Here is a 20874-nt window from a genome sequence, read left to right on the forward strand (position 1 = left end):
CTGTTATGAAGGTTAAACCTTCCATCAAGGGGAAGGTCAAGGGGGAAATGTGAATATCAGTGACGTGGCAAAAAAAACCGGCTTAACCAGCAAAGCCATTCGCTTTTATGAAGAGAAAGGGCTGGTAACGCCGCCGTTGCGCAGTGAAAACGGCTACCGCAGCTACACGCAACGGCATCTTGATGAACTGACGTTACTGCGCCAGGCAAGGCAGGTGGGGTTTAACCTGGAAGAGTGCGGCGAGCTGGTAAACCTGTTTAACGATCCGAAGCGCCACAGTGCCGACGTGAAAAAACGCACGCTGGAAAAAGTGGCGGAGATCGAACGCCATATCATCGAATTACAGTCGATGCGTGAACAGCTGTTACAGCTGGCGGATTCCTGTCCGGGTGATGACAGCGCCGACTGCCCGATTATCGACAATCTTGCCGGCTGCTGCCACCGCAAAACCCACGCTTAACAGGCTTTTACCCGCAGGGTAATGCCTTCTACCGCAATGACCTCAACCCGTGTTCCGGCGCTGAGGTCGTCGTCGGCCACCACCGGCCACGAGCTGTCACCTACGCGCATATGCCCGCGCCCGTTTACCAGCGGGGTGTCGAGCGTAAAACGCTTGCCGACGATCTGCTGTCCGCGCTGGTTAAGGTGGGCATCCAGCGGTTTCTGTTCGCTTACCTGTCGGTTCAGCCAGCGCCACCACAGCCAGGCGGCCACCAGCGTCAGCACGGCAAACAGCGCCCCCTGCCATGCCCAGTCAAGCGGCAGAAGCCAGACGACCAGGCCGGTAATGACCGCGGCAACACCGCTCCACAGCAGGTAACCGTTGCCGCCCAGCATCTCGGCGGCCAGCAGTAAGCCACCGAGGCTTAGCCAGAACGCATGAGGATGTGCGACGATCAGTTCAATCATTTTTTACGCTCGTTTCCGCTGTCTTTAATCAGTTCGGCAATCCCTGCGATAGAGCCCATCAGGCTGCTGGCATCCAGCGGCATCATCACCACTTTGCTGTTGTTCGCGGAGCCGATCTCTTTCAGTGCATCGGTATATTTTTGCGCGACGAAGTAGTTCACGGCCTGGATATCACCGGCGGCAATCGCCTCGGATACCATCTGGGTCGCGCGGGCTTCCGCCTCTGCAGAACGTTCACGCGCTTCTGCCTGTAAGAATGCGGACTGACGATCGCCTTCCGCTTTCAGGATCTGCGACTGTTTTTCCCCTTCCGCTTTGAGGATTTCGGCCTGACGCACCCCCTCGGCTTCCAGAATATAGGCACGCTTGGTTCGCTCAGCCTTCATCTGGGCGTTCATGGAGGCGATCAGTTCTGCCGGCGGGCGCACGTCGCGGATCTCGATACGGGTGACTTTGATCCCCCACGGGTTCGTGGCCTCATCGACAATGTGCAGCAGGCGGGTATTGATGCTGTCGCGCTGGGAGAGCATCTCGTCCAGCTCCATCGAGCCAAGCACGGTACGGATGTTGGTCATCGTCAGGTTAACGATCGCCAGCTCCAGGTTGCTCACCTCATAGGCCGCTTTCGGCGCATCAATCACCTGAATAAAGCAGACGGCATCAATGGTAACGTTGGCGTTATCTTTGGAGATCACTTCCTGAGAAGGGATATCCAGCACCTGTTCCATCATGTTGATCTTGCGACCGATGCGGTCCATGAATGGGACAATCAGGCTCAAGCCAGGCTGTAGCGTGTTGGTATAGCGGCCGAAGCGCTCGACGGTCCACTGATAACCCTGAGGGACAATTTTGACGCCTGCGCCGACGATAACCAGCGCAACGAAGATAAGGACAGGAACAACGATGAGCATAAAAACCTCCTGTTTTGCATGCTATGGCAGAAATGAAATCACTTTTTGTTGATCCTAAGTATACGAGGAAAGTCGCTTTATTATCACTCATCGCCGTAAACTACTGCTCATTATTGGGATAAAGGCAGAAGATCACATGAAGGATAACAGCGCGGTATTAACCATTGAGGACGTGGGCTACCGCACAGGCGGTACCACCATTCTGAATAATGTCAGTTTTAGCCTCTTGCCGGGCGAGTTTCGACTGATTACCGGCCCCTCAGGCTGCGGGAAAAGTACGCTGCTTAAAATCATTGCGTCGCTGCTTACGCCAACGTCGGGAAAGATCTTCTTTGAGGGGAAGGATATTTCAACGCTTTCACCCGAGGCTTACCGCCAGCAGGTCTCTTATTCGGTGCAAACCCCGAGCCTGTTCGACAGCACGGTGTACGATAACCTGCTTTTCCCCTGGCAGATCCGACATAAGACGCCCGATCCTGAACGGTTTTCCGCCGACCTGGCACGCTTCAATCTGCCGCCGGACACGCTGACAAAGTCCGTTTCCGAACTGTCGGGCGGCGAAAAGCAGCGCGTCTCGCTGATCCGTAATCTGCAGTTCTTACCGAAGGTGTTACTGCTCGATGAGATCACCAGCGCGCTCGATGATGCCAACAAGCGCAACGTCAATGAAATCATTCATCGTTACGTCCGCGAGCAGAATATTGCCGTGCTGTGGGTGACGCATGACGCTAACGAAATTACCCATGCGGATGACGTACTGACGCTCCAGCCGCATGGCGGAAAAATGCAGGAGGCAAACCGTGGGTGAGCACAATATTACGAACGAATCCCTGGCGTTTTCGATGGTGCTGGTGCTGATCGCGATTGTCGTCAGCTACCGTGAAAAGCTGGGGCTGGAAAAGGACATTGTGTGGAGTATCTGCCGCGCGGTGATTCAGCTCATTATTGTCGGCTATGTGCTGAAGTATATTTTCAACGTCAACCACGCGGTGCTGACGCTGCTGATGGTGTTGTTTATCTGTTTCAATGCGGCGTGGAACGCGCAAAAGCGCAGTAAATACATCGATAAGGCGTTTGTCTCGTCGTTTATCGCCATTACCACCGGAACCGCATTAACGCTGGCGGTACTGGTGCTTTCCGGCTCAATTGAGTTTACGCCGATGCAGGTTATCCCTATCTCAGGGATGATTGCCGGGAACGCCATGGTGGCCGTCGGGCTGTGCTATAACAATCTCGGCCAGCGCTTCAGCAGTGAACAGCAGCAGCTACAGGAGAAATTAAGCCTGGGAGCGACGCCTAAAGTGGCCTCCGCGCGGCTGATTCGTGAGAGCATTCGCTCATCGCTGATCCCCACGGTAGATTCAGCCAAAACGGTTGGGCTGGTGAGCCTGCCGGGCATGATGTCGGGGCTGATTTTTGCCGGTATCGATCCGGTAAAAGCGATTAAGTATCAGATTATGGTGACGTTTATGCTGCTCTCAACGGCAAGCCTGTCCACCATCATTGCCTGTTACCTGACCTATCGGAAGTTTTACAACGCGCGCCATCAACTGGTGGTGACGCAGTTGAAAAACGTGCGGTGATTATGCCGGGCGGCACTGCGTTTGCCCGGCCTAAGATCCGCACTTTTCCAGGCCCGGTAAGCGAAGCGCCACCGGGCATTTTTTTGTTAGTAGAGCAACGCGTACAGCTGACGACGATACTTCGACGCCAGCGCATCGCCGGTGCCCAGCGCGGCCAGGATCTCCTGGAACATCTTGCGCGCCTGACCGTCTGCGGCAGCGAGGTCTTTTTGCAGATGGCTAAACAGCAGCTCAAGCGCTTCTTCGTTACGCCCCACCTGATGCAGCTGCAGCGCCAGCTGGCTTGCCAGAGCCCCATCGGCCGGGTTGTCAGCGACCTGCTGCTGCAGTTGCTGAATTTCCGGCGTATCTGCCGCCTGTTTCAGCAGTTCAATCTGCGCGACCAGCCCCTGATAGCGGGTGTCCTGATCCTGCAGGGGAACCGTTTTGAGCACGGCTTCGGCGTCTTCTGAACGGTGCAGAGCAATCTGCGTTTCCGCCAGCAGCAGGCCAATCTGACTGTTCTGATTCGAGAGCTGCCACGCGTCTTTAAGCAGCGGCAGCGCCTCGTCGTATTTGCCTTCCTGCATCAGCGCCATGGCTTCCTGCGCTTTCAGCTCTTCTTCGCGCGGGAGGACTTTATCCAGCAGGGCGCGAATGGCCTCTTCCGGCTGTGGCCCCTGGAAGCCATCAACAGGCTGACCGTTCTGGAACAGGTAGACGGTAGGGATGGCGCGCAAACCAAACTGAGACGCCACCATCGGCTCTGCGTCACAGTCCAGTTTGGCAAGAATGAACTGACCGTTGTACTGCGCGGCAAGGCTTTCCAGCACCGGCGTCAGCTGTAAACAGTGCTGGCTGCGTTCAGACCAGAAGTAGAACAGCACGGGTTTTGCCATCGACTGTTCGAGGATCTGTTGCAGGTTTGCTTCAGTAATATTGACGATATTCTGTACGGACATGCGGCCTTCTCTTTTATCGGTTTGTTATTTACATGGGGGTGAGCGCTGTCGCTTCAACTCAACCGTGTAAAATTTTGTCCATCATCCGGCCCGGTAGCAGACGTTTTAACCAGCCAACGGCATGGGTGACCAGCGTTACCGGGTAGCGCATTTTGGGATGTTCACTCTCAAAAGCATGGCGCACTTTGGCAACCACCGCTTCGGGCCCGAGCGTAAATCGTGCGGCAATGCCGGGGTTTTCGACCGGTTTATCCGCCTGCGTCTGGTTAACGTTTTCGGTAAAGCGGGTGCGGATCGGGCCGGGTTCAATCAGGCTGACCTTAATGCCGCTGTGACGTAACTCCATGCGCAGGGCGTCGGACCAGGCCTCCAGCGCATATTTGCTGGCGGCGTAGGCGCCGCGGCCGGGCGTTGATATCAGACCCATAACTGACGATGTCATCACGATACGCCCCTCGCCGTGCGGCAGCATGGCGGGGAGCAGACGCATGGTGAGCTGGTGGACACCAAAGAAGTTGGTTGAAAACTGCTTTTCCAGCGTTTCGCGCGAGAGCGTATCCAGCGGGCCATACACGCCGTAACCGGCATTATTAAAAAGCCCGTACAGACGATTGTCGGTCAGGGCTATCACCTCATCGGCGGCGCGTTCGACGCTTTCCGGGGAGTCCATATCCAGCAGCACGCCGGTAAAGCCCAGCCCGTTCATGCGTTCGACATCGTCGGGTTTGCGGCAGGCCGCCAGCACCCGAAATCCCTGACGCTTTAATTCGAGCGCGCTTTCAAGACCGATTCCGCTGGAACATCCTGTAATTAAGACCGATTTTTGCATAACTTTACCTGTCAGGATCTCCGCTTAATCAGGAGTCATGTTTAACTAAAGGAGCCAGCCGCGTTGCCATCCAGTCGGCAATAAACGGCTGCGCATCGCGATTGGGGTGGATCCCGTCGTCTTGCATCCACTGGGGTTTGAGATAGACCTCTTCCATGAAAAATGGCAGCAGCGGAATATCAAACTCTTTGGCAAGCTTAGGGTAGATCGCGCTAAAGGCTTCATTATACCGACGACCGTAGTTAGCGGGCAGGCGAATTTGCATCAGCAGCGGCTGGGCGTTTGCCGCCTTGATGTCCTGCAAAATGGTGCGCAGCGTCTGTTCCGTCTGCTGAGGCTGGAAACCGCGCAATCCATCGTTGCCGCCAAGCTCAACCAGCACCCAGCGCGGCTGATGCTGTTTGAGTAGCGCTGGCAGGCGCGACAGGCCCTGCTGCGAGGTATCGCCGCTGATGCTGCCGTTGATAACCGTCGTCTTGCTCTGCCATTTATCGTTGAGCAGAGCGGGCCAGGCTGCGCTGGCCGCCATGCGATAGCCCGCGCTCAGGCTGTCGCCAAGAATCAGTAACGTGTCCGCTGCCGCCGCGCGGAAGGTCATCAGAATCAAGAACAGGAAGGGCAAATGCCAGCGGAAAACAGTGTTGAAGTTCATCGTCTTAAGAAGTCCGTCGGTCAGGGGGAACACGAGCTTTCCATCCTTACTGGAGTTGAACTCGTTGTCAAACGCGCTGAAACCATCGCGCTGATTGGCGAATCCGGTTCCGGCAAGTCCACGCTGCTGGCGATTCTGGCCGGTCTGGACGACGGGAGCAGCGGCGAGGTTCATCTTGTCGGGCAGCCGCTGCACCAGCTTGATGAAGAGGCGCGTGCTGCGCTGCGTGCGCGCCACATCGGGTTTGTCTTTCAGTCTTTTATGCTGATCCCCACGCTGAACGCGCTGGAGAACGTCGAACTTCCGGCGCTGTTGCGCGGTGAAAAGAGTCGCGAAAGCCGCGCCCATGCGAAGGCGCTGCTGGAACAGCTCGGTCTGGGCAAGCGCCTCAGCCATCTTCCCGCACAGCTTTCCGGCGGGGAGCAACAGCGTGTGGCGCTGGCGCGCGCCTTTAATGGCCGCCCGGAAGTGCTGTTTGCTGATGAACCCACCGGCAACCTTGACCGTAAAACCGGCGACAAAATCGCGGATCTGTTGTTCTCGCTTAACCGTGAACACGGTACCACGCTGATCCTCGTGACCCACGATCCGCAGCTGGCCGCCCGCTGCGACCGGCGTCTGCGGCTGGTCAACGGTACGCTTCAGGAGGAAGCATGATTGCCCGCTGGTTCTGGCGCGAGTGGCGCTCGCCCTCGCTGCTGATTGTCTGGCTGGCGTTAAGCCTGGCGGTGGCCTGCGTGCTGGCGCTCGGCAGCGTCAGCGACCGTATGGAAAAAGGGCTCAGCCAGCAGAGCCGGGAATTTATGGCCGGGGACCGGGCGCTGCAAAGCTCGCGTCCTGTTCCGCCGGGCTGGATTGAGGAAGCGCACAAAGCAGGGTTGAAGGTGGGGGAGCAAATCACCTTCCAGACCATGACCTTTGCGGGAGACACGCCGCAGCTCGCCAGCGTGAAAGCCGTGGATGATGTCTACCCGATGTACGGTGACTTACAAACCAGTCCGCCGGGGTTAAAACCAATGCCCGGCACGGTGCTGCTGGCATCGCGTTTAATGGCGCTTCTGAACCTGAAAGCCGGTGACAGTATTGACGTGGGCGATGCCACGCTGAAAATTGCCGGGGAGGTGGTGCAGGAGCCCGACTCCGGCTTTAACCCCTTCCAGCTTGCGCCACGCCTGCTGATGAACACGGCGGATGTTCCGGCAACCCATGCTGTCCAGCCGGGCAGCCGCGTCACCTGGCGCTACAAGTTTGGCGGCACGCCAGCCCAGCTTGATGCGTATGAAAAATGGCTGCTCCCGCAGCTTAAACCGGAGCACCGCTGGTACGGGCTGGAGCAGGACGAGGGGGCGCTCGGTAAATCTCTGGAGCGCTCTCAGCAGTTCCTGCTGCTTTCGGCACTCTTAACCCTGCTGCTGGCGGTAGCGGCAGTGGCGGTGGCGATGGGGCATTACTGCCGCAGCCGCTACGATCGGGTGGCGATCCTTAAAACCCTCGGCGCGGGACGGGCGCAGCTGCGCAAGCTGATCGTCGGCCAGTGGCTAATGCTGCTGGTTTTGTCAGTGTTCACTGGCGGAATCATAGGGCTGCTGTTTGAAAAACTGCTGATGGTGATGTTAAAACCGGTGCTTCCGTCCGCATTGCCACCCGCCAGCTTCTGGCCGTGGCTGTGGGCGATTGGCGCGATGGTCGTGATCTCGGTGCTGGTGGGGCTGCGGCCCTACCGGCTGCTGCTCGCGACGCAGCCGCTGCGCGTGCTGCGTAATGATGTGGTGGCGAACGTCTGGCCGCTGAAGTTCTACCTTCCGGTGATTATTGCGGTCGCGGTGGGGCTGCTGGCCTGGCTGATGGGCGGCAGCACGCTGCTGTGGGCGGTGCTGGCCGGTGCGGTTGTGCTGGCGCTGCTGTGCGGCGTACTGGGCTGGATACTGCTCAACGTTCTGAAGAGGCTGACAGTGAAATCGCTGCCCGTGCGCCTGGCCGTTAATCGTCTGCTGCATCAGCCCTGGTCTACGCTCAGCCAGCTGTCGGCGTTTTCACTGTCGTTTATGCTGCTGGCCCTGTTGCTGGTGCTGCGGGGCGATCTGCTGGATCGCTGGCAGCAGCAGCTTCCCCCGGAAAGTCCGAACTATTTTCTGATCAATATCGCGCCTGAGCAGGTTACGCCGCTGAAGGGTTTCCTCTCTGAGCATCATATTGTCCCGGAGTCGTTTTATCCGATTGTTCGCGCCCGTCTGACGCAAATCAACGGGCGGTCGACGGAGGGGAACAAGGACGAGTCGCTGAACCGCGAGCTTAACCTGACCTGGCAGGAGAAACGGCCCGACCATAACCCGATCACGGCAGGCACCTGGCCGCCGAAAGTGGGGGAGGTATCAATGGAGGAAGGGCTGGCGGCGCGCCTGAACGTGAAGCTCGGGGACAGCGTGACCTTCACCGGCGATACCCAGGACTTTACCGCCAAAGTCACCAGCCTGCGAAAGGTGGACTGGGAAAGCCTGCGGCCCAACTTCTTCTTTATCTTCCCGCCGGGGGCGCTGGATGGACAGCCGCAAAGCTGGCTGACCAGCTTCCGCTGGGAAAATGGCAACGGCATGCTGACGCAGCTTAACCGGGAATTCCCGACGGTCAGCCTGCTGGATATTGGGGCGATCCTGAAGCAGGTGGGACAGGTACTGGAGCAGGTGAGCCGCGCGCTGGAGGTCATGGTGGTGCTGGTGACCATCTGCGGCGTGCTGTTGCTGCTGGCCCAGGTGCAGGTGGGCATGCGTCAGCGCCATCAGGAGCTGGTGGTCTACCGCACGCTGGGGGCCGGGAAGCGGTTGCTGCGGATGACGCTCTGGAGCGAGTTTGCGCTGCTGGGGCTGGTGGCCGGTCTGGTGGCCGCGATTGGCGCCGAGACGGCGCTGGCGGTGTTGCAGACACGTGTCTTCGACTTCCCGTGGGAGCCTGACTGGCGTCTCTGGCTGATTCTGCCTCTCTGCGGCGCGGTGCTGCTCTCCCTCTGCGGGGGCTGGCTCGGAACGCGCCTGTTAAGGGGCAAAGCGCTGTTCCGGCAGTTTATGGGGTAATCCAGCTCCGTGATAATTGCACGCCGGTTTTTATGCCGGTGTGCAATATTTTAAAAGCACAAAGTGATAATACCCACGTATTTAGTAGCACAAAACATTAAAAACCCGTCCACACAGCCCGATTATTTCCAGTTAATATTCACCCGCTAGATATTTAGCAGCGTGTCTATTAAGGAAAAATAATGACTATAAAAAAATCAGCGCTGGCGGTAACGATTGGCGCGGCAGTGGCATTAACGACCTTCGCTTCTCAGGCGGAAATCACCGTTCTTAAACAGGATCCGCAGGCGGGTAACCCGCTGAGCCGTCTGAACTTTACCGTTGGCGGCAGCATTCGTCCTCAGTTCCAGAACATGACCGGCGACGACGGTAAAAACAGCTACAAACGTAACGGCTTTGACGGTGGTACCCGTTTCCGTTTCGCGGCTGATTACTACCTGTTTGATGATATTAGCTGGATAAGCTACTACGAACTGGGTGTGAACATCCCTGCCCAGTTTAACTGGGATCATCACTATGCAGACGGCGCACACGATACCACTCGCCGTATGCTCTACACCGGCCTGAAGAGCGATACCTGGGGTACGCTGACCTTCGGTCAACAGAACAGCGTTTACTATGATGTGGTGGGCGCGAAAACCGATATCTGGGACTACGACATGATTGCTCAGGCACCAGGTAACGGGATCAATGGCGACTACGACGGTTCTTACCGTTCACGCCAGATGTTGAAATACAAGAAAACCGTGGGTGATGCCGATATCTATGCATCCTACCTGTTTGAAGACAGCGAATACCTGCCGGGTAACGGCCTGCGCTATAAGCGTAAAGGCGGCGGTTCACTGGGCCTGGATTACCACCTGACCACCGACCTGACCTGGGGCGCAGCGTGGAACTACACCCGTGCGGACATGCGTAACCCGGACAACGGCGACAGCAAAACCTACGACCAGAACATCCTCGGTACTGCGCTGAGCTGGACGCCGGACAACTGGACCTTCTCCGCAGGCGGCGGCTGGTATCAGAACTTCCTGACCACCAAAAAAGTGTCTGTTAACGACTACTTTGCGGGCGACGCGTGGGGTATTGAATACTTCGCAGGGTATAAATTCCCGATCGGCCAGTATGCGGTGAAATCCATCCAGCCTTACTTCATGGGCGACCGCATTGAGTATGTGAATGGCCGTAACTACCAGCGCATCGACAATGGCGTGGGTATCAGCTTCCAGCTGGATTACGGTTTCCGCGTGGATTACGAACACGTGTTCACCTCCAGCACCGACAACCTGGGCGACATGAACCTGGTGCGTCTGCGTTACGACTTCTAAGTCGTCTGTTCCCCGGTGGCGCTGCGCTTACCGGGGCTACAAAAGCACGTGTAGGCCGGGTAAGGCGTAGCCGCCACCCGGCTTTTTTCAGCGATTCAACCAGCCCGCAACCTCTGCGAACGTGCCGCGATAAATAATCTTCTCCGCTTTCTTCTCAAGCTGATAGCCGTACATCGGGTCGTAATAGTCGTTAAGCAGGGGCGCAAGCCAGCTAAAGTGAACCTCGGTGCAGCCTGTCCGTTGCTGTTCAAGCAACGCGGAATCGAGTAGGGCTGTCAGTTCCGCAAAACGCTGTAGCCCCAGGCGGCGGCGAATGGCAAACAGTCCGTGGTGCAGATACGCGCTGTACTCTTTCCAGCCGGCCTCTTCACCATAAGCGGCAGAAAAATCCGCCCACATATGGTCGAAGTACTCTTCGCGCAGACGCTCAAGACGAATATCAAACGGATCCTCGACAACCGCGATGGGCGCTTCATTCATGCGGTCGCGCAGGCACTCCGGCAGGTGGTTGGAGCCAATCATTCGACCTTCATCTTCCAGCACCCAGCGTGCGGCATCTTTTTTTAACAGCTCGACGGCAAGGTGATTTTCAAAGCTGGCCTGGGACAGTTGCGGAGTGAGCGTGCGGCCAAAGGACGAACCGCGGTGGTGCGCCAGCCCTTCCAGATCGATACCCTGCGCATGCTGCTTCACCAGCAGGGTTTTCCCGTTTCCGGTACAGCCGCCGATAAGCACCATCGGCTTTTGCGACTGCTCAATCGTCACCTGAATCGCCGTCTGGCGCAGGGCTTTATAGCCGCCGCGGATCAGCGGGTAATCGACACCGGCCTCTTTCAGCCAGGTCTGTGAGATATGTGAACGCTGGCCCCCGCGCGCGCAGCAGAGATAACCTTCAGGGTGAGCAAGGCTGGCTTCACGCCAGGCGTTAATGCGCGCCTCACGCGTCTCGCCGTTGACCAGACTGTGGCCGAGCGCCAGTGCGGCCTCGGGGCCCTGACGTTTATAGCAGGTGCCCACGGCGGCGCGTTCGTCGTCGTTCATCAGCGGCAGGTTAAGGGCGGCGGGCATCGCGCCCTGGGCAAATTCTATCGGCGCGCGAACGTCGATTAAAGGGATATCAGACGCGAGGATTGCGCGATAGTCCGTTCCATCGTTCATGGGTATTCCAGAAATAAAACCAGCAATGGCGGGGATTTTACGCGCGAGAGGAGAGGCCGGGGAAGGGGAAGATCAACTCCCCGGCACTTATCGCTTATTTAAGCTTTGACTGAGCCCAGACAATGCCGCTCGCATATTCCGGCGGCAGGAGAGGGATCATGGCTTCCAGGGTGGCGCTCAGGCGGCCCGTGTCGCTATCGTTCAGGTTCAGGTGACCCACTTTACGACCCTGGCGGACCTCTTTGTCATACCAGTGCAGATGCACCAGCGGCAGCTTGAGCCAGTCGTAGTTCAGATCGGTCCCGATCAGGTTGATCATTACCGACGGGCTGTTCACGACCGGCTGCGGCAGTGGCAGATCGGTGATGGCACGCAGGTGGAGCTCGAACTGGCTGATGGAGGCGCCGTTTTGCGTCCAGTGGCCGCTGTTATGCACGCGCGGCGCCAGCTCGTTGATCAGCAGGCCGGATGGAGTAACAAAACACTCCATCGCCATCACGCCCACGTAACCCAGCTCGTGCATTATGGCTGAGAGCATGTCTTCCGCCTGCGCCTGCTGGTCGGCATTTGCCTGAGGGAAGGCGACGCTGGTGCGCAGAATGCCGTCCTGATGCAGGTTATGCGTCAGCGGATAAAAGACGGTGTGCCCGTCATGCCCGCGTGCGCCAATCAGGGACACTTCGCCGCTAAAGTTGATGCCCTGCTCAACGATACACTCGCCGTAGCAGTCGTCCGGCAGCTCCGCGGTTTCGTGCGCACGCAGACGCCACTGGCCGCGGCCGTCGTAGCCGCCGACGCGGCGCTTCACGATCGCCAGCTCGCCCAGCATCGCGAACACGTCATTCCACTCGCCTTTATCGGACAACAGCTGCCACGGCGCGGTCGCCAGACCGAGCTTGTCGAACAGCTGCTTTTGCGTCAGACGGTCGGCAATGATCGGAAACACGTCGCGGTTAACGAAGGCGTTATGGCGGGCCAGCTCGCGGGTCAGCGCGGTTTCCGGCCAGCGTTCGATCTCGGCGGTGATCACGCTCTGGTGGAACGGTACCGCTTCCGGTTCGGCATCCAGCCCGACAGGCCAGACGGCAATACCCAGCGGTTCACCGGCCTGGCGCAGCATGCGGCCTAACTGGCCGTTACCGAGGACGCAAACCTGCTTCATGCCGCACCCCGCGGGTCTGGATTATCCAGCACCTCATCGGTCTGGGCTTTACGCCACTCCGCCAGACGCTGGTGTAATGCTTTATCGTGCGTCGCAAGAATTTGCGCCGCCAGCAGGGCGGCATTAGCCGCACCCGCTTTACCAATCGCCAGCGTGCCGACAGGGATACCGCGCGGCATCTGGACGATGGAGTAGAGGCTATCCACACCGCTTAACGCGGCGCTTTGGACCGGGACACCGAGAACCGGTACCAGGGTTTTAGCGGCAATCATGCCGGGCAGATGTGCTGCGCCGCCCGCACCGGCAATGATCACCTCATAGCCATTCTCTTCGGCGCTTTCGGCGAAGCTGAACAGTTTGTCCGGTGTACGGTGCGCGGAGACCACTTCAACGTGGTGCGGAACATTCAGGATTTCAAAGATTTCGGCGGCGAACTGCATGGTAGCCCAGTCGCTTTTGGACCCCATCACGATGGCGACACGCGCCGGATTATTGCGGGAAGACATGCGTCTTAAAACTCCTGTGGTGCGAAACACACTGCTTTCGAGGGCACAGAGAATAGCATGTTATACGGGCAAGGAAAACGGTTGCGCGGTCGTAAACCAGGCGAAAAAACATTAAAACGGAAACGCAATCAGCTCAACACCCTCAGGCGTCACTTTGACCATGGAACCTTTGCTGTGCCAGGCACCCAGTACAACGCGATGGGCCGGTTCGCCGTTGGCAAGAAGGGAATGAACGTCAGGGCGGTGGGTATGACCGTGGATTAACCACTGAACCCCATGTTTTTCCATTACGCTCACTACGGCCTGCGGATTGACGTCCATGATGGTCATGGATTTACTGCTGTTAGCGGCTTTACTGCCCGCACGCATTCTGGCTGCGATGCGTTTACGGATAAAGAGCGGCATGGCAAGAAACAGCGTCTGGATCCAGGGGGTGTGAACTTTGGCGCGAAACGCCTGATAGCCGGTATCGTCCGTGCAGAGCGTATCGCCGTGCATAATCAGCAGCCTGCGGCCATAGAGGTCGAGCACCTGTTCTTCCGGCAGCAGCGTCATGCCGCTTTCGCGGGCGTAGCGCTTGCCGAGCAGAAAATCACGGTTGCCGTGAATGAAATAGCAGGGGACACCGGAATCAACCAGCGCCTTAATGGCGGAGGCGATTTCACGATGCAGCGGGTCAGGATCATCGTCGCCAATCCAGGCTTCAAACAGGTCGCCCAGGATGTACAGCGCATCGGCGCTTTTCGCTTCACCGCGTAAAAAACGCAGAAAACCGGCGGTGATCGCCGGTTCTTCTGTTTGCAGATGCAGATCCGCAATAAAGAGTGTCGCCACGAATTACTCGCTAACGGTCACGCTTGTAATCACAACGTCTTCTTTAGGAACGTCCTGGTGCATGCCGCTGCGGCCAGTAGAGACGGCTTTGATCTTATCGACCACGTCCATACCTTCAACCACTTCTGCGAACACGCAGTAGCCCCAACCCTGCAGGCTTTCGCCGGAGAAGTTCAGGAAGTCGTTATCAGCCACGTTGATGAAGAACTGCGCGGTCGCGGAGTGAGGCGCCTGGGTACGGGCCATTGCCAGCGTGCCACGGGTGTTTTTCAGGCCGTTGTTGGCTTCGTTTTTGATCGCTTCTTTCGTCGCTTTCTGCTTCATACCCGGTTCAAAACCGCCACCCTGGATCATAAAGCCGTTGATCACGCGGTGGAAAATGGTGTTGTCGTAGAAACCTTCGCGGCAGTAGTCCAGGAAGTTTTTAACTGTTTCAGGCGCTTTGTCATCAAAGGTTTTGATTACGATATCGCCATGATTAGTGTGTAAAGTAACCATTTTTGCATCCTGTTCCGTTATTGTGGTACGTCGACCCGCGTTCGGGTCACATATAGGGGCTTGTTATAGCATAACCACAGGACGCGATCACCTTGCATTGTGTGCTGATCCTATTCCGAATTATAGGTATTATAGGGAACAAACAACCCACACACGTGTTTACATGGAATCTTCGATGTTAAAAATCTTTAATACAATGACGCGCCAAAAAGAGGAATTTAAACCTATTCATGCCGGGGAAGTCGGCATGTACGTGTGTGGTATTACCGTTTACGATCTCTGTCACATCGGCCATGGGCGCACCTTCGTTGCCTTCGACGTGGTGTCACGTTACCTGCGTTTTTTAGGCTACAACCTGAAGTACGTCCGCAATATCACCGACATCGACGACAAAATCATCAAACGCGCGAATGAAAACGGCGAGAGTTTTGTTGCGCTGGTGGATCGCATGATTGTCGAGATGCACAAAGATTTCGACGCTTTAAACATTCAGCGTCCGGACAGCGAGCCGCGTGCAACTCACCATATTCACGAAATCATTGAGATCACCGAGAAGCTGATCGCACGCGGTCACGCCTATGTGGCGGATAACGGCGACGTGATGTTCTCCGTGCCAACGGACCCGACCTACGGTGCGCTTTCCCGTCAGGATCTGGATCAGCTGCAGGCTGGGGCCCGCGTGGACGTGGTCGACGTGAAGCGTAATCCGATGGACTTCGTGCTGTGGAAGATGTCCAAAGAGGGTGAGCCAAGCTGGCCATCTCCGTGGGGCGAAGGGCGTCCGGGCTGGCACATTGAATGTTCCGCGATGAACTGCAAACAGCTGGGCAAACACTTCGACATTCACGGTGGCGGTTCGGATCTGATGTTCCCGCACCACGAAAACGAAATTGCGCAGTCCACCTGTGCCCACGGCGGCGAGTACGTGAACTACTGGATGCACTCCGGAATGGTGATGGTTGACCGCGAGAAGATGTCAAAATCGCTGGGCAACTTCTTTACCGTGCGCGACGTGCTCAAGTATTACGATGCGGAAACCGTGCGTTACTTCCTGATGTCCGGCCACTATCGCAGCCAGCTGAACTACAGCGAAGAGAACCTGAAGCAGGCGCGTTCGGCGCTGGAACGTCTGTATACCGCGCTGCGCGGTACCGACAAGTCTGTTCCTGCCGCAGGCGGCGACGCCTTCGAAGCCCGCTTTGTTGAGGTGATGAACGACGACTTCAATACTCCGGAAGCCTACTCTGTGCTGTTCGATATGGCGCGCGAAGTGAACCGTCTGAAGTCAGAAGATATGGCGGCGGCGAATGCGCTGGCCTCTCATCTGCGTAAGCTCTCTTCCGTGCTCGGCCTGCTGGAGCAGGAGCCAGACGCCTTCCTGCAGAGCGGTGCGCAGGCGGACGACGGCGAAGTGGCGGAAATTGAAGCCTTGATCAAGGCACGTCTGGAAGCGCGTCAGGCGAAAGACTGGGCGGCGGCAGATGCGGCACGTAACCGTCTGACCGAGATGGGGATTATTCTGGAAGACGGCCCGCAGGGCACCACCTGGCGTCGTAAGTAATTTTCCCCTTACCCTAACCCTCTCCCACAGGGAGAGGGAATTGTTAGGTTTTCTCCCTCTCCCTGTGGGAGAGGGCCGGGGTGAGGGCATCAGCGCGCACGTTTTCTCCACCACAGAAACCCCATCAGCACCACTCCCGGCAGCCAGACCCACAGCAACTCTGAAATGATCACCTGATGTCCGTACGGCGTGGTATAGCGCGACAGGGCAAACGGCGCGACTTTTATCACCTGCCACGGGGCAAAGAAGCGTTCATCTGACCACGGCCACAGCCAGCCGACCCCTTTTCCGCCGGTCGTCACGGAATCCAGCAGGCTGTGAGACAGCAGTGACACGGTCAAAAAAAGCCAGCAGCGCGTCAGAGGAGTTTTGAACCATCGTCGGCCAATCAGCACGCAAAGTATCGGCACCACAAAGGCAAACAGCAGGGAATGGGTAAAGCCGCGATGGCCGAAAACATTGCCGTAAGCGACGCCGAACTTAAACGCCAGCACGTCGGCGTCCGGCAGCATGGCGAGGACAATTCCGGCAAATAACAGGCGGGGAGGGATAACTTTACTTCCCAGGCCTAAGCCCAGGCAAAGGGGAACAGCTGCGTGAGTGATAACGGTAGGCATTGCATTTATCCATGGCAAATCATGGAAATATAGCAGGGTAATGGCGGAAAATACGCTGTGCTATATTCTGATTTTACGCCGACTCGCGTGCGATAAGCTGCCCGGAGAGGGTGATGCGTTGCGTTTGCAGATCCGGCTCTTTCAGCTTACGGATAATCAGCCCTGCCGCCTGACGCCCGGTTTCATCGCTCGCTGAGGAGACATAGGTCAACGACGGTGAAGTAAGGTTAACGTGAAGCATATCTTCAAAACCGACCAGCGCGACCTGCTGCGTCAGGAACACATCTTTACCCACCGTACGCCCCACCTGGTGAATGCCTGAGATGGAGCCGAGCATGGCATCCGGGGAGTGGCAGAGCAGGGCGGTGATGGTGTTGTTCTTCTCAAGCAACTGGCGCGTTACCATCGCCGCCGCCTGGGTATCATCGGGGCAGGCGGGAGAATATTCGTCACGCCAGACCAGCCCGCTTTGCGTCATGGCACTGCGAAAACCGAGCAGACGTTGCTCGCGGAGAAGACAGCCGTCGCGCCCGCCAATGTAGGCAATATTGCGATGTCCGCGCTCGATAAGATAGCGCGCGGCCAGGTTCGCGGCCTGGCGGTTATCGCGCATGACCAGGTTACATTTTTCATCCAGCAACGACTGGGAAACGACCACCAACGGCAGCGGGCAGTGGCGAATGTGTTCCGGCAGCGTTGCGGTGCGGGTGTCGGACGCCAGATAGATGACACCCGCCACGCCCTGCTGCTTAAACGAGAGCAGGGTGCGTTCAAGATGCTCACGGTCATTCAGTGGCTGACCGAGAAACACCATATAGCCTTGCTTCTCCAGCTCCTGAACAATGCTCGCCATCACCTTGATGGAAAAGCTGTCGCTGAAGTCCCGCAGGATCAGGCCAATTAAATTAGAGGTGTTGGCGCGAAGGTTGGCAGCGGCGACGTTATGAACATAGCCCAGCGTCGTGATGGCGGCGTTGACCTTCCCGATCGTTGCCTCTGAGATTTTCCCTTTCTGGCGCAGCACCAGTGAAACGGTCGAGACCGAGACGCCCGCGTGCTTTGCGACATCAATAATGCTGACTTTCTTCAAAACCGCTCCCTGAAATTAACCGATTATCAGCCAGATAAAGTAATGCGTCCCCCAGCGTACAGGAGACGCATCACGCCGGCATCTTATTATTTGCCAATCATGGTGGACATGGTCTGGGCGATAAACTGTGCTCTGGCACCGAAAATCACCTGAATACCGTTGTCGCCAACGAAGACCACGCCGCGGGCGCCGAGTCCGTTCAGGCCGTCTTTATCCACTGCCTCGCTTTTCGCCACTTCCAGACGCAGGCGGGTAATGCAGGAGCCAACGGAATCAATATTCTGCGCGCCGCCCAGCAGGCTGATAATCTCTGTGGCAAGTTCGGAATCGGACTTGTCATTTGCATTGGCAGTGACATCGGTACGACCCGGGGTTTTGACGTCGAAGCGACGGATCACGAAGCGGAACGTAAAGTAGTAAATCAGCCCCATTGGAATGCCGATGATAATGGCATTCAGGAAGTTGGTCTTGTAACCGTTAAAGGACGGCAGGATCCCAAACGACAGGTAGTCGATAAAGCCCGCCGAGAACGATTTGGCAATATGCGCATGCAACAGGTACATGGTCATGTAGGCCAGGCCCGCCATGATGGCATTAAAGACGTAGAGAATCGGCGCCACGAAGATAAAGGTAAACTCTACCGGTTCGGTGATCCCCGTCAGGAAGCAGGTGAGCGCTGCCGAGAACAGAATACCGGCCGCAATCTTTTTGTTTTTCGTGTGGGCTTCGTGATACATCGCCAGGCACGCCGCAGGCAGCGCGAACAGCATCAGCGGGAATTCACCCTGCATGAATTTACCGGCGTTCTGGTAGGTGTCGCTGCTGAAGGATTTCACCCCTTCTTCCAGCATCTTGAACCAGATGGTCTGGTCGCCATGTATCACCTGGCCTGCCTGAGTTGTGTAATCCCCAAACGAATACCAGAACGACGGATACCAGATATGGTGCAGACCGAGGGGGATCAGCGCACGCTCCACCAGGCCGAAGATAAAGGTCGAGGCCGCCTGGTTATCGCCGTTAACAATCACCGAGAGTGCGTCGATACCGGCCTGAATATGCTGCCAGACGTACGGCAGCAACAGCCCCATCAGGAACGAGAGGAACGCGGTGGCGATCGCCACGAAGCGCTTACCGGAGAAGAAGCCAAGGAACTCCGGCAACTGCATGGTGTGGAAGCGGTTAAAACACCAGGCCGCAAGGATACCGCAGATCAGGCCACCGAAGACGCCCATCTGCAGCGTTGGTATGCCGACCACCATGGCGTATTTCCCGCCCTGCGAGGCCATTTCCGGCGTGATGCTCAGCACGGTGCTGATGGTGATGTTGGTGACAAACACCGAGACCGCCGCAGAGAGCGCCGCAATACCGGACTCTGACGCCAGGCCCACGGCGGAGCCAATGGCGAACAGCATCGGCAGGTTGTCAAAAATCACCCCGCCCGCGTTCATCATCAGCGGCAGATGGAACTTGTCGCCGAAGGCCAGCAGCAGGCCCGCAGCGGGAAGCAGTGAAATTGGCAGCATTAAGGCGCGACCAATCATCGATAACTTAGACAGCGATTTAACAAACCCTGATATCAGACCCATGCTGATTTCCCCCGAGTAGCGCTTTTTTTGGGCGCTGTTATTGTAAGTAGAACGTTTTAGTAGAACGTTCTACTTATCGTGGAGAAAGCCTGAAAAACGCGCAACTGAATTCTCACCTTTCAACAGATGAAATAGTGATTATTTGAAGTTGATCGATAATTAACCGTGATGATTGTGGGGGGATGGTGAGAGAAATTGCCGGGTGCGGCTTCGCCTTACCCGGCCTACAAATGGAGACAGTACGTAGGCCCGGTAAGCGCAGCGCCACCGGGCATCAGACGGCTCAGGCCGTAACCGTCACGCTCTGTCCTTCAAAACTCACGGTCTGGCCCGCGACAATTTTGCAGCGCTTGCGGGTTTCCACCGCGCCGTCGACTTTTACCAGTCCATCGGCAATGGCGATTTTGGCCTGCGCACCGCTTTCGCTCCAGCCTTCCAGCTTCAGCAGATCGCACAGTTCTACGTGCGGGTGTTTACCTAATGAAAATGTCGCCATCTTACGCGTCCTCTACGTCGTGATACTCTTCGCATGCCTGCAACGTATTCTGAATCAGTGTTGCTACGGTCATTGGGCCTACGCCGCCCGGTACTGGCGTGATGTAAGAGGCGCGTGCCGCCGCATCTTCATATACTACGTCACCGACCACTTTGCCGTTTTCCAGACGGTTAATACCGACGTCCACGACAATTGCGCCTTCTTTGATCCACTCTCCAGGAATAAAGCCCGGCTTGCCAACCGCCACGATCAGCAGATCGGCGTTCTCGACGTGGTGTCGCAGGTTTTTGGTGAAGCGGTGGGTCACGGTGGTCGTGCAGCCAGCCAGCAGCAGCTCCATGCTCATCGGGCGGCCCACGATGTTGGACGCACCGATGACAACGGCGTTAAGACCGTAAGTGTCGATGTTATAGCGCTCCAGCAGCGTCACGATACCACGCGGGGTACATGGGCGCAGACGCGGCGCGCGCTGGCACAGACGACCCACGTTGTACGGATGGAAACCGTCAACGTCTTTATCCGGAGCGATACGCTCCAGCACCTTCACGTTGTCGATGCCTGCTGGCAGCGGCAATTGAACCAGAATACCGTCGATCTCTTTATCGGCGTTCAGGGTGTCAATCAGTTCCAGCAGTTCCGCTTCGCTGGTGGTTTCAGGCAAATCGTAAGAGCGGGAGACGAACCCCACCTCTTCACACGCTTTGCGCTTGCTACCGACATAAATCTGCGATGCCGGGTTGCTACCAACCAGCACAACGGCGAGCCCGGGAGCGCGTTTTCCGGCAACTTTACGCGCCTTCACTTTTTCCGCGACCTCAGAGCGCACCTGCTGCGCAATCGTTTTACCGTCAATTATCTTTGCTGCCATCAGAGAGATGATTCCGTCTGTAACGTTTGAAAGGGGGGATTGCCTGTATTTTGTCAGAAGCGAGCGCCGCTGTCAGTCACCCTTTACGCGTTTTTATCAGCGAGACGCAAAAACCCTTCTTAGTGGGTGGTCAATTTCTTAGACAGTATTAGGATGTGACCTGGCGAAATGGCAGCGTTTTGACATATTTAAAAACCTATTCCTGCGCTACTTTGTCTCCTCCGAAATAAGCTTTCAATTAATCAATTGAACGTATTTCTTATTCCCGATTTTCGCG

Annotated in this window: 22 protein-coding genes; 7 read left to right on the forward strand and 15 right to left on the reverse strand. The window is 56.9% G+C overall.

Going from position 1 to position 20874, the window contains the following annotated elements; genetic code table 11:
• Nucleotides 1-49: 49 nt before the first annotated feature.
• Nucleotides 50-460 carry a Cu(I)-responsive transcriptional regulator gene (gene cueR, locus L3068_RS05190; RefSeq protein WP_014882822.1) on the forward strand — a complete coding sequence of 137 codons (411 nt, stop codon included), beginning with the start codon at nt 50-52 and terminating at the stop codon, nt 458-460.
• Here the strand turns inward: cueR and L3068_RS05195 are convergent.
• Nucleotides 457-909 carry an NfeD family protein gene (locus L3068_RS05195; RefSeq protein ID WP_023332259.1) on the reverse strand — a complete coding sequence of 151 codons (453 nt, stop codon included), beginning with the start codon at nt 907-909 and terminating at the stop codon, nt 457-459. The two genes, cueR and L3068_RS05195, sit on opposite strands and share 4 nt — an antisense overlap.
• On the reverse strand, nt 906-1820 hold the full coding sequence (locus L3068_RS05200; protein WP_008499312.1) for an SPFH domain-containing protein: 915 nt from the start codon (nt 1818-1820) through the stop codon (nt 906-908). The genes L3068_RS05195 and L3068_RS05200 overlap by 4 nt, the downstream gene beginning before the upstream one ends.
• A 136-nt stretch (nt 1821-1956) precedes the next feature.
• Here L3068_RS05200 and fetA point away from each other — a divergent pair, with 136 nt between their 5' ends.
• Together fetA and fetB are read left to right on the forward strand one after the other, a co-directional pair.
• Entirely contained in the window at nt 1957-2628 is a 672-nt protein-coding gene (fetA, locus tag L3068_RS05205) for an iron efflux ABC transporter ATP-binding subunit FetA (RefSeq protein WP_014882824.1), read from the forward strand.
• Nucleotides 2621-3403 (forward strand): iron efflux ABC transporter permease subunit FetB, encoded by a 783-nt coding sequence (fetB, locus tag L3068_RS05210; RefSeq protein ID WP_023336832.1) that lies wholly within the window; start codon nt 2621-2623, stop codon nt 3401-3403. Before fetA ends, fetB begins: the two co-directional genes overlap by 8 nt.
• Nucleotides 3404-3489: 86 nt before the next feature.
• Here fetB and L3068_RS05215 read toward each other — a convergent pair whose 3' ends face one another.
• The 3 genes from L3068_RS05215 to tesA are packed head-to-tail and all read right to left on the reverse strand — an operon-like array spanning nt 3490 to nt 5825.
• The gene (locus tag L3068_RS05215) at nt 3490-4344 is read right to left on the reverse strand and encodes a co-chaperone YbbN (protein WP_117581141.1); all 855 of its coding nucleotides are present in this window, start codon (nt 4342-4344) and stop codon (nt 3490-3492) included.
• 58 nt (nt 4345-4402) lie between these two features.
• Nucleotides 4403-5173 (reverse strand): SDR family oxidoreductase, encoded by a 771-nt coding sequence (locus L3068_RS05220; protein ID WP_014882827.1) that lies wholly within the window; start codon nt 5171-5173, stop codon nt 4403-4405.
• Nucleotides 5174-5201: 28 nt separating this feature from the next.
• Nucleotides 5202-5825, reverse strand: coding sequence for a multifunctional acyl-CoA thioesterase I/protease I/lysophospholipase L1 (gene tesA, locus L3068_RS05225; RefSeq protein WP_014882828.1), 624 nt, complete (start codon nt 5823-5825; stop codon nt 5202-5204).
• On the opposite strand from tesA, the gene ybbA reads away from it, so the two are divergent.
• The 3 genes from ybbA (at nt 5796) to L3068_RS05240 (ending at nt 10221) form a co-directional block, all read left to right on the forward strand.
• Nucleotides 5796-6482, forward strand: coding sequence for a putative ABC transporter ATP-binding protein YbbA (gene ybbA, locus L3068_RS05230; protein ID WP_014882829.1), 687 nt, complete (start codon nt 5796-5798; stop codon nt 6480-6482). The two genes, tesA and ybbA, sit on opposite strands and share 30 nt — an antisense overlap.
• Complete coding sequence (gene ybbP, locus L3068_RS05235; protein WP_117581139.1) at nt 6479-8893, forward strand: putative ABC transporter permease subunit YbbP; 2415 nt, start codon at nt 6479-6481, stop codon at nt 8891-8893. The genes ybbA and ybbP overlap by 4 nt, the downstream gene beginning before the upstream one ends.
• Nucleotides 8894-9075: 182 nt before the next feature.
• Nucleotides 9076-10221 (forward strand): porin, encoded by a 1146-nt coding sequence (locus tag L3068_RS05240; protein WP_014882831.1) that lies wholly within the window; start codon nt 9076-9078, stop codon nt 10219-10221.
• Nucleotides 10222-10308: 87 nt separating this feature from the next.
• Here L3068_RS05240 and mnmH read toward each other — a convergent pair whose 3' ends face one another.
• The 5 genes from mnmH to ppiB all read right to left on the reverse strand — a co-directional run bounded on the left by mnmH (nt 10309) and on the right by ppiB (nt 14379).
• Entirely contained in the window at nt 10309-11379 is a 1071-nt protein-coding gene (gene mnmH, locus L3068_RS05245) for a tRNA 2-selenouridine(34) synthase MnmH (protein ID WP_117581137.1), read from the reverse strand.
• 94 nt (nt 11380-11473) lie between these two features.
• Nucleotides 11474-12541, reverse strand: a complete 1068-nt coding sequence (gene purK, locus L3068_RS05250; protein ID WP_117581135.1) for a 5-(carboxyamino)imidazole ribonucleotide synthase — start codon at nt 12539-12541, stop codon at nt 11474-11476.
• On the reverse strand, nt 12538-13047 hold the full coding sequence (purE, locus tag L3068_RS05255) for a 5-(carboxyamino)imidazole ribonucleotide mutase (RefSeq protein ID WP_014882834.1): 510 nt from the start codon (nt 13045-13047) through the stop codon (nt 12538-12540). Before purE ends, purK begins: the two co-directional genes overlap by 4 nt.
• A gap of 111 nt (nt 13048-13158) precedes the next feature.
• Complete coding sequence (gene lpxH / locus L3068_RS05260) at nt 13159-13881, reverse strand: UDP-2,3-diacylglucosamine diphosphatase (RefSeq protein WP_063861238.1); 723 nt, start codon at nt 13879-13881, stop codon at nt 13159-13161.
• A gap of 3 nt (nt 13882-13884) precedes the next feature.
• The gene (ppiB, locus tag L3068_RS05265; protein ID WP_236904780.1) at nt 13885-14379 is read right to left on the reverse strand and encodes a peptidylprolyl isomerase B; all 495 of its coding nucleotides are present in this window, start codon (nt 14377-14379) and stop codon (nt 13885-13887) included.
• Between the two features lie 175 nt (nt 14380-14554).
• On the opposite strand from ppiB, the gene cysS reads away from it, so the two are divergent.
• Nucleotides 14555-15940, forward strand: a complete 1386-nt coding sequence (gene cysS / locus L3068_RS05270; RefSeq protein ID WP_014882837.1) for a cysteine--tRNA ligase — start codon at nt 14555-14557, stop codon at nt 15938-15940.
• Between the two features lie 89 nt (nt 15941-16029).
• Here the strand turns inward: cysS and L3068_RS05275 are convergent, their stop codons facing one another.
• From L3068_RS05275 to folD, 5 genes are all read right to left on the reverse strand, one after another.
• The gene (locus L3068_RS05275) at nt 16030-16557 is read right to left on the reverse strand and encodes a metal-dependent hydrolase (protein WP_117581133.1); all 528 of its coding nucleotides are present in this window, start codon (nt 16555-16557) and stop codon (nt 16030-16032) included.
• Between the two features lie 73 nt (nt 16558-16630).
• A complete protein-coding gene (gene malI, locus L3068_RS05280) occupies nt 16631-17647 on the reverse strand; it encodes a Mal regulon transcriptional regulator MalI (protein ID WP_117581131.1) in 1017 nt (338 codons plus the stop codon).
• A gap of 86 nt (nt 17648-17733) precedes the next feature.
• A complete protein-coding gene (locus tag L3068_RS05285; protein ID WP_014882840.1) occupies nt 17734-19233 on the reverse strand; it encodes a PTS transporter subunit EIIC in 1500 nt (499 codons plus the stop codon).
• A gap of 283 nt (nt 19234-19516) precedes the next feature.
• Nucleotides 19517-19729 (reverse strand): ribosome-associated protein YbcJ, encoded by a 213-nt coding sequence (gene ybcJ, locus L3068_RS05290; protein ID WP_004143016.1) that lies wholly within the window; start codon nt 19727-19729, stop codon nt 19517-19519.
• Between the two features lies 1 nt (nt 19730).
• A complete protein-coding gene (folD, locus tag L3068_RS05295) occupies nt 19731-20597 on the reverse strand; it encodes a bifunctional methylenetetrahydrofolate dehydrogenase/methenyltetrahydrofolate cyclohydrolase FolD (protein ID WP_014882841.1) in 867 nt (288 codons plus the stop codon).
• Nucleotides 20598-20874: the final 277 nt, after the last annotated feature.

Source organism: Enterobacter cloacae complex sp. ECL414, assembly GCF_021869685.1.
GTDB lineage: Bacteria > Pseudomonadota > Gammaproteobacteria > Enterobacterales > Enterobacteriaceae > Enterobacter > Enterobacter kobei.